General features: G+C 71.3%; 11 protein-coding genes. 8 read left to right on the top strand and 3 right to left on the bottom strand.

The annotated features are described in order from the left end of the window. Position 1 precedes the first annotated feature (1 nt). The 5 genes from mtrB (at position 2) to ACU6P3_RS12635 (ending at position 6,957) form a co-directional block, all read left to right on the top strand. Positions 2 to 2,128 carry an MtrAB system histidine kinase MtrB gene (gene mtrB / locus ACU6P3_RS12655; protein ID WP_447197217.1) on the top strand — a complete coding sequence of 709 codons (2,127 nt, stop codon included), beginning with the start codon at positions 2 to 4 and terminating at the stop codon, positions 2,126 to 2,128. Beyond that, positions 2,118 to 3,980 (top strand): LpqB family beta-propeller domain-containing protein, encoded by a 1,863-nt coding sequence (locus tag ACU6P3_RS12650; RefSeq protein WP_447197216.1) that lies wholly within the window; start codon positions 2,118 to 2,120, stop codon positions 3,978 to 3,980. Before mtrB ends, ACU6P3_RS12650 begins: the two co-directional genes overlap by 11 nt. Before the next feature lie 232 nt (positions 3,981 to 4,212). After that, the gene (locus ACU6P3_RS12645; protein ID WP_447197215.1) at positions 4,213 to 4,998 is read left to right on the top strand and encodes a ComF family protein; all 786 of its coding nucleotides are present in this window, start codon (positions 4,213 to 4,215) and stop codon (positions 4,996 to 4,998) included. A 314-nt stretch (positions 4,999 to 5,312) separates the two neighbouring features. Further along, entirely contained in the window at positions 5,313 to 6,005 is a 693-nt protein-coding gene (gene hpf / locus ACU6P3_RS12640) for a ribosome hibernation-promoting factor, HPF/YfiA family (protein WP_425574220.1), read from the top strand. A gap of 184 nt (positions 6,006 to 6,189) precedes the next feature. Continuing rightward, entirely contained in the window at positions 6,190 to 6,957 is a 768-nt protein-coding gene (locus tag ACU6P3_RS12635; protein WP_030749053.1) for a response regulator, read from the top strand. 96 nt (positions 6,958 to 7,053) lie between these two features. Here the strand turns inward: ACU6P3_RS12635 and ACU6P3_RS12630 are convergent, their stop codons facing one another. After that, entirely contained in the window at positions 7,054 to 8,250 is a 1,197-nt protein-coding gene (locus tag ACU6P3_RS12630) for a winged helix-turn-helix domain-containing protein (protein ID WP_447197214.1), read from the bottom strand. 141 nt (positions 8,251 to 8,391) lie between these two features. Then, positions 8,392 to 8,997, bottom strand: coding sequence for a GNAT family N-acetyltransferase (locus ACU6P3_RS12625; protein ID WP_447197213.1), 606 nt, complete (start codon positions 8,995 to 8,997; stop codon positions 8,392 to 8,394). A gap of 239 nt (positions 8,998 to 9,236) precedes the next feature. Here ACU6P3_RS12625 and secA point away from each other — a divergent pair, with 239 nt between their 5' ends. Continuing rightward, the gene (secA, locus tag ACU6P3_RS12620) at positions 9,237 to 12,065 is read left to right on the top strand and encodes a preprotein translocase subunit SecA (protein ID WP_344284180.1); all 2,829 of its coding nucleotides are present in this window, start codon (positions 9,237 to 9,239) and stop codon (positions 12,063 to 12,065) included. A 256-nt stretch (positions 12,066 to 12,321) separates the two neighbouring features. On the opposite strand, the gene ACU6P3_RS12615 is transcribed toward secA, so the two are convergent. Continuing rightward, positions 12,322 to 12,762: an Rv3235 family protein gene (locus ACU6P3_RS12615; RefSeq protein WP_447197867.1), complete on the bottom strand. Its 441-nt coding sequence runs from the start codon at positions 12,760 to 12,762 to the stop codon at positions 12,322 to 12,324. Positions 12,763 to 13,209: 447 nt separating this feature from the next. Here ACU6P3_RS12615 and ACU6P3_RS12610 point away from each other — a divergent pair, with 447 nt between their 5' ends. Both ACU6P3_RS12610 and ACU6P3_RS12605 read left to right on the top strand, forming a co-directional pair. Next, positions 13,210 to 13,725 (top strand): DUF6912 family protein, encoded by a 516-nt coding sequence (locus ACU6P3_RS12610; RefSeq protein ID WP_030749038.1) that lies wholly within the window; start codon positions 13,210 to 13,212, stop codon positions 13,723 to 13,725. Between the two features lie 134 nt (positions 13,726 to 13,859). Beyond that, the gene (locus ACU6P3_RS12605; RefSeq protein ID WP_352088916.1) at positions 13,860 to 14,531 is read left to right on the top strand and encodes an HAD family hydrolase; all 672 of its coding nucleotides are present in this window, start codon (positions 13,860 to 13,862) and stop codon (positions 14,529 to 14,531) included. Positions 14,532 to 14,635: the final 104 nt, after the last annotated feature.

The raw sequence follows: 14,635 nt of genomic DNA, 5'->3' as shown, positions 1-14,635 counted from the left end.
CATGACCGGCGGCGGCGCTGCGACCAAGTCCGGGAAGCAAGGGGGTCGCATGGGGCGGGCCGCCGGGCCGGGGCGTGCGTTCGTGTGGTTCGCCCGGCTGGTGCGCAGCGGTCGGTTGCTCCAGGACGGCTCGCCGGGCGGGCCGGTGCTGCGGCTGCTGGTGCGCTGGGTGAGGCGCCCGCTGCTGCCGGCCGTCCGGTTGTGGCGGCGCAACATCCAGTTGCGGGTGGTCGTGACCACGCTGCTGATGTCGCTCGGCGTGGTGCTGTTGCTGGGGATCGTTGTCATCGGGCAGGTGCGCAACGGCCTGCTCGAGGCCAAGGAGAAGGCGGCACAGAGCCAGGCGGCCGGTGGGTTCACCGTGGCGAAGGAGAAGGCCGACGCGCCGGCCGCGATCGGTGGCCGCGACGGCGACTCGGGCGGCGGGAAGACGCAGAACTCGGTCAACTGGCGGTCCGACCTGGTGGAACAGCTCGCCAGTGGCGGCCCCGGGGCGTTCAACGTGGTGGCGCTGAGCACGGACACGCAGGACGTGGCCTCCACGAGCAGGGCGCCCCGGGTCTCGGGCGGGGTGGATTTCTCCAGCGTTCCCGCCGATCTGCGGAGTGCGGTGGCCCAGGGCACCGGGGTGTACCAGACGTACGCCAAGATCAGTTATACCGGTGCGACCGAGGTCCGTGAGCCGGAGCCGGGGCTGATCATCGGCAAGCGGCTGAACGACATCGACGGCAACGCCTACGAGCTCTACTACCTCTTCCCGCTGACCCAGGAGCAGCAGTCGCTCAACCTGGTCAACGGGACGATCGCGACGGCGGGGCTGTTCGTCGTCGTCCTGCTCGGGGCCATCGCCTGGCTGGTGGTGCGGCAGGTCGTGACGCCCGTACGGATGGCCGCCGGGATCGCGGAGCGGCTCTCGACCGGCCGGCTCCAGGAGCGGATGAAGGTCACCGGCGAGGACGACATCGCCCGGCTCGGTGAAGCGTTCAACAAGATGGCGCAGAACCTCCAGCTCAAGATCCAGCAGCTGGAGGAGCTCTCCCGGATGCAGCGGCGCTTCGTCTCCGACGTCTCGCACGAACTGCGCACGCCGCTGACGACCGTACGGATGGCCGCCGACGTCATCCACGAGGCACGCGGTGACTTCGATCCGGTGACGGCGCGGTCGGCGGAGCTGCTCGGGGACCAGCTCGACCGTTTCGAGTCGCTCCTGTCGGACCTGCTGGAGATCAGCCGGTTCGACGCGGGGGCGGCGGCGCTGGAGGCCGAGCCGATAGACCTGCGGGACGTGGTACGGCGGGTGATCGGCGGCGCCGAGCCGCTGGCCGAGCGCAAGGGCAGCCGGATCCGGGTCGTCGGGGACGATCAGCCGGTGGTCGCGGAGGCCGACGCCCGCCGGGTCGAGCGGGTGCTGCGCAACCTGGTCGTGAACGCCGTCGAGCACGGTGAGGGCCGCGACGTCGTCGTGCGGATGGGTGCGGCGGGCGGGGCGGTCGCGGTGGCCGTGCGCGACTACGGGGTGGGGCTCAAGCCCGGCGAGGCCACCCGGGTCTTCAACCGCTTCTGGCGGGCCGATCCCGCCCGGGCGCGTACCACCGGAGGCACCGGGCTCGGGCTGTCGATCGCCGTGGAGGACGCGCGGCTGCACGGCGGCTGGCTGCAGGCCTGGGGCGAGCCCGGCGGGGGCTCCCAGTTCCGGCTTACCCTGCCCCGTACGGCGGACGAGGCGCTGCGCGGCTCGCCCATACCGCTGGAGCCCGAGGACTCCCGGCGCAACCGCGAGCGCGCGGGCGCCCCGGAGCGCAAGGAAGGCGGCCAGCGGCTGTCGAGTGTGCCCGCCCAGCCACGGCCCGACCGGCCCGTACTGCCGGGCGCCGCCTCTCCGGCCGTCGGCGCGGCCGCGGCGACGGCCGTGGATCCGGCGGCGTTGCCCGGCAGCGGTGCCCGGGTGGTGCCGCGCCCCTCCGCGGAGCGCCACACGAACTCGTCGGGGCGGCGTTCGGGCGATTCCTCCGGGCAGAGCGGTCCGGAGGGCCGGGACACGGCGGCGAGCGGGACGGACGACGAGAAGCGTGAGAAGCACGAGCGGCACGGGGCGCCGGATCGGGAGGACACGGTACGTGGGCGCTGACCGCGGTCGTAGGTACGGCCTGGGCCGGAGGCGGCGTTCCACTGCGCCGGCGGTGCTGCTGGGAACGCTGGGGCTGCTGCTGAGCGGTTGCGGCTCGGTCCCGGACAGCGGCGAGGTGGAGCCGGTCAAGGCGTCACCGGCGGGCGAGTCGCAGGTCCGGGTCTATGCCGTGCCGCCCCGTGAGAAGGCGGAGCCCGACGAGATCGTCAACGGCTTCCTCGAGGCCATGACCAGTGACGACCCGGATTTCGCGATGGCCAGGAAGTATCTGACGAAGTCGGCGTCGGACTACTGGGAGCCGGGGGCCGGTACGACGGTGCTGCGCACCGCCCCGGACCCCGCGGGCCCCAAGGAACCGGCCAGTGGTCAGGGCCCGGGCCTCACGTACCCGCTGTACGGCGACCGGATCGCCGATGTGGACGCCTCCCACGTCTACCACCCGGCGGAGCCCGCGACGTACAACCAGGCCATCCACCTCGTGCAGCAGACCGTGGCGGACGGCAAGAAGGAATGGCGGATAGACAGCCTGCCGCAGGGGCTCGTGCTCGGGGAGTCGGACTTCCAGCGGAACTACCGTTCCGTGAACAAGTACTACTTCGCCTCGGGGCAGAACTCGCTCGTCGCCGACCCCGTCTACATCCGGCAGCGGATAGATCCCACCACGCGGATGGATCCCGTCACCCAGGCGGTGAAGGTGCTCCTCGACGGTCCGACGAACTGGTTGAAGCCGGTTGTCGAGTCGGCCTTCCCCCAGGGCACGGGGCTGGAGAAGGACACCAGAACGCTGGAGTTCGACGACCGCAACGCGCTCAAGGTGCCGCTGAACGGCAAGGCGGCCAAAGCGGGGCGGACCCAGTGCCGGAAGATGGCGGCGCAGCTGCTGTTCACCCTGCGGGACCTCACCGCCACCCCTGTCGGGCAGGTCGAGCTGCTGGCCGACGGATCCTCGCTCTGTGTGCTCAGCGGGGACCAGGCCGAGGAGTTCGCCGCCGACCGTGGTACGGGGCGCGGCGACGATCCGTACTACGTGGACGAACTCGGACGGCTGGCCCTCCTGCGGGCGGGTAACGAGGAGCCAGGCAGCCCGACGCCGGTGGCCGGGCCGCTCGGCGACGGGACCGTGAAGCTCGGCGCGGTCGGGGTGGCGCGTGACGAGAGGCGCGCGGCGGGGGTGACCGGGGACGGCAAGTCGCTGTACGTGTCGTCGATCCTCTCGGACAGCGAGCTGGGCGACCCGCTGGTGTCCAGTCATGGCACCGGGCCGGACGACCGGCTGACGGCACCCAGCTGGGACGGGCGCGGCGATCTGTGGGTCGCGGACCGGAACCCCGACGAGCCGCGCCTGCTGCGATTCGCCGGCGGCAAGGGGACGCCGCAGACCGTCACCGTCGAGGGTCTGGACGGTGCGCGCATCGAGGGGCTGCGGGTGTCGGCGGACGGCGTGCGGATCGCGCTGCAGCTGTCGAAGGACGGGCGTACCATGCTGCAGATCGGGCGCGTGGAGCGGCATGCCGACGCCACCGACCCCGTGGTCTCGGTGGCGGAGCTGCAATCGGCGGCGCCGCAGATGGAGACGGTGACCGCCATGTCGTGGGCCGGGCCGAGCCGACTGGTCGTGGTCGGCAAGGAGGCCGGCGGGGTGCAGCAGGTGCGCTACATACAGACCGACGGGTCCACGTCGGCGTCCGGTGTGCTGCCCGGCGTGAACCAGGTGACGGCGATCGCGGCGGGGGATGACGAGAACCAGCCGCTGGTGGCGGATTCCCAGGACGCCGGGATCGTACGGCTGCCCAGCGGGGCGAACTGGCAGACCATGGTCGAGACGGGTTCGTCACCGGTGTATCCGGGCTGACCGGAACTGTCCCCGCCACCGGCCGGCCCGGCCGACGGGGATCGTGCCGGCCGGCCCGGCTGACCGGGTTCGTCCCCGCCGGCCTGCGGCGTTCCGGCTCGTCGGCCTTGTCCGGCCACGGTCCGCCGATGCCTTTCGGCAGTCGGTTCCGTGACCCTCCCCGGTCTGTCCGCCCGGGGAAGTTGTCCACAGGGGGTGGCCGGGGCGCCCGGTCGTTGGCACAGTGTCTGGCATGCGCGGGTGGTGGCGGGAGATCACCGGCCTGGTGCTGCCGGCCGTCTGTGGCGGCTGTGGCAGTCCCAGGACACCGTTGTGCGACGACTGCGGTCGTGCGCTGTACGGGACGTGGGCGGGCCGGGTGCGCCCGGCGCCGGAGCCCGCGGGGCTGCCGGTGGTCCACGCGGCCGCGCCGTACGAGGACGCCGTACGGGCCGTGCTGCTGGCGCACAAGGAGCGTGGGGCGCTCGGGCTGGCGGCCCCGCTGGGGCGGGCGCTGGCCGGTGCGGTGCAGGCGGCCGTACCGCCGGGTACGGGCGTGGGGCCGCTGCTGCTGGTCCCGGTGCCGTCCACCCGGCGCGCGGTCGGGGCGCGTGGTCATGACGCGGCACGGCGGATCGCGCTGGCCGCGGCGGCCGAGCTGCGGCGCGCGGGGCGGCCGGGGCGGGTGCTGCCGGTGCTCAGACAGCGACGTGCGGTGGCGGACCAGTCGGGCCTCGGCGCGCGCCAGCGGGCGGTGAACCTGTCCGGCGCGCTGGAGGTGCCCGTCGGCGGCGCGCGGTTGCTGGCGGCCGGCCGGGTCGTGCTGGTGGACGACCTCATGACGACCGGTGCCTCGCTCGCCGAGGCGGCGCGGGCCCTGCGCGCCGCGATGGTGCCGGTGGCCTCGTCCGTCTCGCCGGCGGTCGCCGGGAAGGTTGCCGGGGCGGCGCTGCCCGGGGCGGCGATGTCCGCCCGCGTACAGGTGAGCGCGGCGGTCGTGGCGGCGCCGGCGCTCTCCTTCGAAATCAACCGGAACTGACCTGGATCTTGCATCGTTCCAAGTGGAGAGGGAAGAAAACAGCTGAACAGAGGTACGTGCCGGTAGCGGGTGTCGGCACGGGCCCGAGAGGGCTATGTTCAGTTATGAGGAGTGGCGGAATGTTGTGACCCGTGGAATGCGGTGGTGTTGCCTTCGGCGTTTTCAGACCTCGAAATTCGTGGGGATGAGGAGCCTGCCGACGGGGGAGGAGGAGGTGAAAGTCGCCAAGTCCGAAGCCCCGGAGATGACTGGGGTCTGGTGCAACAGGGAGTAACTCCGCGATGAGGCGGAGTGATCCGGGAACGGAGTTCTGCGTGGACATCGTCGTCAAGGGCCGCAAGACCGAGGTGCCCGAGCGGTTCCGCAAGCACGTGGCCGAGAAGCTGAAGCTGGAGAAGATCCAGAAGCTCGACGGCAAGGTGATCAGCCTCGACGTCGAGGTGTCCAAGGAGCACAACCCGCGGCAGGCCGACCGGTGCGACCGAGTGGAGATCACGCTCCGCTCCCGCGGCCCCGTGATCCGTGCGGAGGCGGCGGCGGCCGATCCGTACGCGGCACTCGATCTCGCCACGGGCAAGTTGGAGGCCCGGCTGCGCAAGCAGCACGAGAAGCGCCACAACCGCCGTGGAAACGGGCGGCTGTCGGCGGCCGAGGTACCCGATGTCGTTCCTGGCGTGGCCCAGTTGAACGCGAACGGCGCGAGCCCCGAGCCGCAGCCCGACGAGGCCGCCGTACCCACCACGATGATCGGCTCGCTCCGGGTCCAGGGCGAAGGGCCGCTGGTGGTCCGTGAGAAGAACCACGTCGCCGCGCCCATGACCCTCGACCAGGCGCTCTACGAGATGGAGCTGGTCGGTCACGACTTCTATCTGTTCATCGACTCCGACACCAAGGAACCGAGCGTCGTCTACCGGCGCCATGCCTACGACTACGGCGTCATCCACCTCCGTACGGACCCCCTGGCCGATTCGGAGGCCGGCGGGGCCGGAGGCGCTCTCGGCGGCTGAGAGCCGTGCTCGGACGCGTGCCCCGAATGCTCCCGCGCGCTTCGGGGCCCGTCCTGTTCTCCCCAAGGATCACCGCTCCCCCTCGCGGCATGAAATCATGGGGGCGCACGCCAACGGCTCGCCCGAGTACTGCGGTTGGGCAGTACTCATGACCTTCGGGCCCCGGCCTCCAGGGGGAGGAACGATGAACAGCTTCGGACCGGTGCAGCGCGCGGACGGTGCCGACGGGACGTTCGGCGGTGCCCGGTCCGATGCCGAGCGGGACCAGGACGGGCGGGACGGTTCCCGCAAGGAGCCGATCCGGGTCCTGGTGGTGGACGATCACGCGCTCTTCCGGCGCGGGCTCGAGATCGTTCTCGCGCAGGAGGAGGACATCCAGGTCGTCGGGGAGGCCGGGGACGGCGCGGAGGCGGTGGACAAGGCCGCGGACCTGCTGCCGGACATCGTGCTGATGGATGTCCGGATGCCCAAGCGCGGTGGCATCGAGGCATGCACCTCCATCAAGGAGGTGGCACCCAGCGCGAAAATCATCATGCTGACGATCAGCGACGAGGAGGCCGATCTCTACGACGCGATCAAGGCGGGCGCCACCGGCTACCTCCTGAAGGAGATCTCCACCGACGAGGTGTCCACCGCGATCCGTGCGGTGGCCGACGGGCAGTCACAGATCAGTCCGTCCATGGCCGCCAAGCTGCTCACCGAGTTCAAGTCGATGATCCAGCGCACGGACGAGCGCAGGCTCGTCCCCGCCCCGCGCTTGACCGACCGGGAGCTGGAGGTGCTCAAGCTGGTGGCCACGGGGATGAACAACCGTGACATCGCCAAGGAGTTGTTCATCTCCGAGAACACCGTCAAGAACCATGTCCGCAACATCCTGGAGAAGCTCCAGCTGCACTCCAGGATGGAGGCCGTCGTCTACGCGATGCGCGAGAAGATCCTGGAGATCCGCTGACGGTCCCCGCGAATGACGGTCCCCGTGAGTAGCGGCATTCGCGAATGACGGCAGTCGCTCGAGCCGAATTCGGCGGACGACTGTTCCCTCGGGCTTTCAGAGCGAGGTGAGTTCCTCGACCAGGGGCGCGCGCAGTTCCGGGGCGTCGATCCGGTCCACCCGTACGTCCGAGCAGCCCACCCACTCCGCCGCCTCGCGGAGCGCGCGGGCCATGGGGCGCACGGCCTTCGGCCCGGTCAGCGACACCTGCTTCGCCACCAGGGTGGTGCCCTCGCGGGCCGGGTCGACCCGGCCCAGCAGCCGGCCGCCGGACAGCAGCGGCATCGCGAAGTAGCCGTACACCCGCTTGGGTTTGGGCACGTACGCCTCCAGCCGGTGCGTGAAGCCGAAGATCCGCTCCGTACGGGCCCGCTCCCAGATGAGGGAGTCGAAGGGGGACAGCAGGGTCGTGCGGTGCCGGCCACGCGGGACGGTCGCCAGCGCCTCCGGGTCGGCCCAGGCCGGCTTCCCCCACCCCTGGACGGTCACGGGTACCAGCCCCGATGCGGAGATCACCGCGTCGACCTGCTCCCCCTTGAGGCGGTGGTAGTCGGCTATGTCGGCGCGGGTCCCCACACCGAGGGCCTGGCCCGCGAGCCCTACGAGCCGGCGCAGGCACTCGGTGTCGTCGAGGTCGTCGTGCAGCAACTCGGCCGGGACGGCCCGCTCGGCGAGGTCGTAGACGCGCTTCCAGCCGCGCCGCCCCGTGCACACGACCTCGCCGTACATCAGCGCGCGCTCGACGGCGACCTTCGCCTCGGACCAGTCCCACCAGGGTCCGCCGTTCTTCGCGCCGCCCAGTTCCGTGGCGGTCAGCGGACCTTCCGCGCGCAGCTGCTTGATCACGGCGTCGTACGCGCCGTCCGCCAGCTCGTGGTACCAGTGCGGGCGGGCCCGGTAGGCGCGTCGGCGGAACGCGAAGTAGGGCCACTCCTCGACCGGCAGGATGCAGGCCGCGTGCGACCAGTACTCGAAGGCGTGCGGCCGGGGCGGTGCTGTGCCGTCGGCGGGCGGTGTCCAGTACGCGTCCTCGACCGCCTTGCGGCCGACGGCGCCCAGCCGCGCGTACGGGATCAGCTCGTGCGACCGGGCGAGCACCGAGATCGTGTCGAGCTGGACCGCGCCGAGGTGACGCAGCACCCCGCGCACTCCGCCCCGCCGGTCCGGGGCGCCGAGGAATCCCTGGGCGCGCAGCGCGATACGGCGGGCTTCGTCGGCGGACAGCTCGGCGGTGGCGGGAGGCACAGTCGTCATGGACCGCACGATAGACGGCGCCACTGACAGCGGGTCCGTCCCAGGCCCGTCCCGGACCGTCCGTCGGTGCCGGTCGGTGCCGGTCGGTGCCGGTCGGGGCGGACACATGCGACGCGAGCCGGACACAATGCGACGCGGTCGTCACTCAGCATCGTTCGGTTCGGCGGACCGCTCCCGGTCCGGGGCGGGCAGGTACGGCCAGGGGGCCGGCAGACCGAGGTCCGAGGGGAGCAGTCCGCCGATCCAGCAGTCACGCAGCGTGTTCTTGTTGAGCAGTCCGCCGCGCAGGATCCCCTCCACCACGAAGCCCGCCTTCTCCGCGAGGGCGCGCGAAGCCGTGTTGCCGGCCTCGGCGCGCCATTCGACCCGTACCGCGCCCAGCCGGGTGAAGGCGAAACGGCACATCGCCGTCACGGCCTCCGTCATATAGCCGCGACCCCGGTGCTCCCTGGCGGTCCAGTAGCCGATCTCCCAGGTCCGGGACCGGGGGTGGTGCAGGCTGAGCGCCGCGATCACCGGCCCGCCGGCACGGAGTTGTACGACGAGCGCGTACTCCGTGTCGTCGCGCCAGCCGTCCGGGACCATCCGGCCGACGAAGTCCTCCGCGTGTCCCCGCTCGTACGGGGAAGGGACGGTGGTCCAGCGCTGGATGGCGGGGTCCTGGCACGCCGCGTGGATGGCATCGACGTCCGAGGCCACGGGCGGGCGCAGCAGCAGGCGCTCGGTGGTGAGTGTGAGAGGCTCCATGAACGGATTCTGCCGACCGGATTCCGGCGTCACGAGTGCTTTTCCCCGGCCACCGGCACCTTCCGGGGGTTCCGCGCGTTGTCCTTGTGGGTGACAGCGGGCTCGCTCGGTGGCGGCCCTCCCGGCGTGGCCATGTCCTCGCTTACGATGGCCGGTGCGGTGGGGCCCGCCTGCCGTGCCCGCGCCCGTGTCCGCAACCACCCACGTGCCAGGCCCGACCGGCAAGGAGACCAACCTCAGTGTCCGTCTTCAACAAGCTCATGCGTGCAGGCGAAGGCAAGATCCTGCGCAAACTGCACCGCATCGCGGACCAGGTCAACTCCATCGAAGAGGATTTCGTCTCCCTCTCCGACGCCGAGTTGAAGGCACTCACCGCCGAGTACAAGGAACGGTACGCCGACGGTGAGAGCCTGGACGACCTGCTCCCCGAAGCGTTCGCGACCGTCCGTGAGGCGGCCAAGCGCGTCCTGGGCCAGCGCCACTACGACGTGCAGCTGATGGGCGGTGCGGCGCTGCACCTCGGTTATGTCGCCGAGATGAAGACCGGCGAGGGCAAGACCCTCGTCGGCACGCTGCCCGCCTACCTGAACGCGCTGTCCGGCAAGGGCGTGCACCTGATCACGGTGAACGACTACCTGGCGGAGCGCGACTCCGAGCTGATGGGGCGCGTCCACAAGTTCCTGGGGCTGACGGTCGGCTGCATCCTGGCCAACATGTCGCCCGCGCAGCGCCGCGAGCAGTACGGCTGCGACATCACGTACGGTACGAACAACGAGTTCGGTTTCGACTACCTGCGCGACAACATGGCGTGGTCCCAGGAAGAGCTCGTGCAGCGCGGCCACAACTACGCGATCGTGGACGAGGTCGACTCGATCCTCGTGGACGAGGCGCGTACGCCGCTGATCATCTCCGGCCCCGCCGACCAGGCCACGAAGTGGTACGGGGACTTCGCCAAGCTCGTCACGCGGCTGACCAAGGGCGAGGCGGGCAACCCGCTCAAGGGCATCGAGGAGACCGGCGACTACGAGGTCGACGAGAAGAAGCGCACGGTCGGCATCCACGAGTCCGGTGTCTCCAAGGTCGAGGACTGGCTGGGCATCGACAACCTGTACGAGTCGGTGAACACCCCGCTCGTCGGTTATCTGAACAACGCCATCAAGGCCAAGGAACTGTTCAAGAAGGACAAGGACTACGTCGTCATCGACGGCGAAGTCATGATCGTCGACGAGCACACCGGCCGTATCCTCGCCGGCCGCCGCTACAACGAGGGCATGCACCAGGCGATCGAGGCGAAGGAAGGGGTGGACATCAAGGACGAGAACCAGACCCTCGCCACGATCACCCTCCAGAACTTCTTCCGCCTCTACGGCAAGCTCTCCGGCATGACCGGTACGGCCATGACGGAGGCCGCCGAGTTCCACCAGATCTACAAGCTGGGCGTCGTGCCGATCCCGACGAACCGGCCCATGGTGCGCATGGACCAGTCCGACCTGATCTACCGGACCGAGGTCGCCAAGTTCGCGGCGGTCGTGGACGACATCGTGGAGAAGCACGAGAAGGGTCAGCCGATCCTGGTCGGCACGACCTCGGTCGAGAAGTCCGAGTACCTCTCGCAGCAGCTCAACAAGCGCGGTGTGCAGCACGAGGTGCTCAACGCCAAGCAGCACGACCGGGAGGCGACGATCGTCGCCCAGGCCGGCCGCAAGGGCGCCGTCACGGTCGCCACGAACATGGCCGGACGCGGTACGGACATCAAGCTCGGCGGCAACCCGGACGACCTGGCGGAGGCGGAGCTGCGCCAGCGCGGCCTGGACCCCGTCGAGCACGTGGAGGAGTGGGCCGCCGCCCTGCCCGCCGCGCTGGAGAAGGCCGAGCAGGCGGTCAAGGCGGAGTTCGAGGAGGTCAAGGCCCTCGGCGGGCTCTACGTCCTGGGCACCGAGCGGCACGAGTCGCGCCGCATCGACAACCAGCTGCGCGGCCGCTCCGGGCGTCAGGGCGACCCGGGCGAGTCCCGCTTCTACCTGTCGCTCGGTGACGACCTGATGCGGCTGTTCAAGGCGCAGATGGTCGAGCGCGTGATGTCCATGGCGAACGTGCCGGACGACGTCCCGATCGAGAACAAGATGGTGACGCGCGCCATCGCCTCCGCCCAGTCGCAGGTCGAGCAGCAGAACTTCGAGACCCGTAAGAACGTCCTGAAGTACGACGAGGTCCTCAACCGCCAGCGTGAGGTCATCTACGGCGAGCGCCGGCGTGTGCTGGAGGGCGAGGACCTGCACGAGCAGGTGCGTCACTTCATGGACGACACGATCGACGCGTACATCCAGGCCGAGACCGTCGAGGGCTTCGCCGAGGAGTGGGACCTGGACCGGCTGTGGGGCGCGTTCAAGCAGCTCTATCCGGTGAAGGTCACCGTCGAGGAGCTGGAGGAGGCGACCGGGGACCGGGCGGGTATCACCGCCGAGTTCATCGCCGAGTCCGTCAAGGACGACATCCACGAGCAGTACGAGGAGCGCGAGAAGCAGCTCGGCTCGGACATCATGCGTGAGCTGGAGCGCCGGGTCGTGCTGTCCGTCCTGGACCGCAAGTGGCGCGAGCACCTCTACGAGATGGACTACCTCCAGGAGGGCATCGGTCTGCGCGCCATGGCGCAGAAGGACCCGCTGGTCGAGTACCAGCGCGAGGGCTTCGACATGTTCAACGCCATGATGGAGGGCATCAAGGAGGAGTCCGTCGGCTACCTGTTCAACCTGGAGGTCCAGGTCGAGCAGCAGGTCGAGGAGGTCCCGGTGCAGGACGAGGCCGAGCGCCCCTCGCTCGCCAAGGAGGACGCGGTACCGGCGGGTGCCGCTGCCCGGCCGGAGATCCGCGCCAAGGGACTGGACGCCCCGCAGCGGCCGGACCGGCTGCACTTCTCCGCTCCCACGGTGGACGGTGAGGGCGGTGTCGTCGAGGGCGACTTCCAGAGCACGGAGGGGCCCGCGCGGTCCTCGTCGGACGGGATGACGCGTGCGGAGCGGCGCAAGGCGCAGAAGGGCGCGAGCGGCGGGCGGCGCCGTAAGAAGTAGGTCCGCTACGGCCGGGGCCGGGCCAGGGGTGTCCGGCATCCGTCGTGTCATCCGTCCTTCTTCCGTCCGGTCGTCGGTCTTGTCACCGGGCCTCGTCGTCGTTTGATGTCGTCCGGTTGGAGTGTCATTCGGTTCGGGTACGGGCCGGTGGTTCGGGTACGGGCCGGTGGTACGGGCCGGGACGCGCGTGGAATGCGCGGGTCCCGGCCCGTACGCGTGCGGTGCCGCCTGCCGCGGGCCCGCTTGGTGCGGACGGTCAGGCGTCGGCGCGGGCCGGAACGCGGTCGCCGCCCAGTTCGACGGCGGCGCAGCGCCAGCGCAGATCGGTGCCCCGCTCCAGCCGGAACGCCATGGCGCGGACCTGCTCGCCCGCCGCGACGCTGGCAGCGGCCTCGATCACGCCGGGCCGGGGCTGGAAGCCCCGGCAGGTACGGATCACGGGCACCGCGCCGCGGGCCCTGAGCGGGGTGCCGGGAGCGAGCCGGACGAGCTGTTCGTACGCCGAGCCGATGGTCTGGCCGAGCATCCAGTGGACGGGGCGCAGGCCGCTGAGGACGGCCAGCAGGCGCTCGGCGAAGAGCTCGTGCGGCGGTGGGCCGTGCGGGCGCCGCCGCGGCCGTACGGTGCCGGGCCCGCGCTGGTCGCGGCGGCCGGGCGGCCTGGCGGTGGCGCGTGGCCCGGTCGCCGGCCGGGCGATGGCGGCCCGTGGCCCGGCCGACCGGGTGGAGACCGGACGCGGTGCTGTGCCGGGTGCGCCGCCGGGTGCCGTCGTACTCGTACCGGCGATGGTCCTGGCCGCCGCGCGGTCTCTCGTGGTGTCGCGGGGAGTGGTGGAATCGGTCGTGCTCATGCAGATCGCCCCCGTTCTGCCGGCCCGGCCGCGATACCGGGCAGTAACTTGTGGTGGGGCATCTTTTACGGTGTGCCGACAGACGGCCGCAAGGGCCGCGCCCCGTGTGGCCGGGCTGCCGTGGGGTCACCTATCCGGATGAACGCGGGGCCCGTGTCCAGGCAGGGAGCGGTGCGATGCGCCGGCGGAGGGCGGCACGGGGTGGACGCCCGAGGGCGGTGGAGCGTCACTCCGAAGAGGGACACCCCGGACGTATCCTTAGACGCTCTTCCGGACGACGAAAGTGGCTTGATCATGCGCGTCTACGTTCCCCTGACCCTGTCCCGTCTCGCGGAGGCGCACACGGCGGGGGAGCTGGGACCGGGCCCGCTGACCGCGTACGCCGTGACCCCCGGGCTCCGGGAGTGGTACGTCTCCGACGACATCGAGGAGCTGGAGTACGCGGCGCTGAACCGGGCGGCCGCCGCGTCGCTGCGGCTGCTCGCGGCCGACCCCGGTACCGGGCGCCGCCGGGTGGTCGTCGCCGCGGACGTGCCGGACCGCGAGGCGGTCGCGGACCCCGACCGGGGGCCGGGGGACCCGGACGGCGCGGGTCTCGGCGAGGTGCGGATCGCGTCCCCCGTCGCCCTGTCGAAGGCGGCTGCGGTGCACGTCGACTCCGACGAGGCTGAGGCGGACGTCGCCGCCGCGGCGGCGGCGCTGGGGGCGGCGGACCACGGGGACGACGACGCGCGGTTCACGGTGGACGGAGCGGAGGACCACGAGCTGCTCTGGTACGGGGTGCAGGAGATTCCGGGGCTGATCGGCTGACGGCCGGAGCGGGCCCGGCCCCGCCCGCTCCAACCCCGGGGGGCGGCGCGTCGACGCGATGGCGGTCCCGCCGTGTGCGGCGTTCGGAGCGCTCGGCCGGGGCGTTGTCGGACCCTGCCGGTACGGTTTTCGGCATGGGGAAGCAGAGCACGCATCTGGTCTGGGACTGGAACGGCACGATTCTCGATGACATCCAGGCCGTCATCGGCGCGACGAACGCGGCGTTCGCGGAGATGGGCCTGGAGCCGATCACCCTCGACCGGTACCGCGAGCTGTACTGCGTACCGGTGCCCGTCTTCTACGAGCGGCTGATGGGGCGGCTGCCGACGGACGCCGAGTGGGTCGTCATGGACGAGTGCTTCCACCGGCACTACATCGCGCGGCGGACGGTGTGCGGACTGACGGCGGGGGTCCGGGAGCTCCTGGCGCGGTGGCGGCTGGACGGCGGCAGCCAGTCGCTGCTGAGCATGTACGGGCACGAGGAGCTGGTGCCGGTCGTGCGGGGGTACGGGATCGAGGAGCACTTCGTCCGGGTCGACGGGCGAACGGGGCCGTCCGGGGGCAGCAAGGCGGAGCACATGGAGCGCCATCTGGCCGCGCTGGCGGCGGGGGGCGCGATATCCGCCGAGCGGACCGTGGTGATCGGCGACGCGGTCGACGACGCGGTGGCGGCGGCGCACGTGGGGGCGCGGGCGGTGCTCTACACGGGCGGTTCGCACAGCCGGAAGAGCCTGGAAGCGGTGGGGGTGCCGGTGGTGGACACGCTGGGGGAGGCGGTGGACATGGCGCGGGGGCTGGTGGGCTGAGGGGGCCTTCGACTATGAGCGTGCGCCCCGGACGGGCATGGTGAAAGGACCCCTGAGGTGCGGGGCCGGCGCAGACGGCCCCGCCGCTCGGGAATCCCGCCGCT

The sequence above is a fragment of the Streptomyces hebeiensis genome, assembly GCF_052983195.1.
This window is presented reverse-complemented; position numbering and strand designations above follow the sequence as displayed.

Bases quoted from the DNA above. Each gene is read 5' to 3' on its own strand.
- mtrB (WP_447197217.1), top strand. From the start codon at position 2: ATGACCGGCGGCGGCGCTGCGACCAAGTCCGGGAAGCAAGGGGGTCGC.
- ACU6P3_RS12645 (WP_447197215.1), top strand. From the start codon at position 4,213: ATGCGCGGGTGGTGGCGGGAGATCACCGGCCTGGTGCTGCCGGCCGTC.
- ACU6P3_RS12635 (WP_030749053.1), top strand. From the start codon at position 6,190: ATGAACAGCTTCGGACCGGTGCAGCGCGCGGACGGTGCCGACGGGACG.
- ACU6P3_RS12630 (WP_447197214.1), bottom strand. From the start codon at position 8,250: ATGACGACTGTGCCTCCCGCCACCGCCGAGCTGTCCGCCGACGAAGCC.
- ACU6P3_RS12625 (WP_447197213.1), bottom strand. From the start codon at position 8,997: ATGGAGCCTCTCACACTCACCACCGAGCGCCTGCTGCTGCGCCCGCCC.
- ACU6P3_RS12610 (WP_030749038.1), top strand. From the start codon at position 13,210: ATGCGCGTCTACGTTCCCCTGACCCTGTCCCGTCTCGCGGAGGCGCAC.
- ACU6P3_RS12605 (WP_352088916.1), top strand. From the start codon at position 13,860: ATGGGGAAGCAGAGCACGCATCTGGTCTGGGACTGGAACGGCACGATT.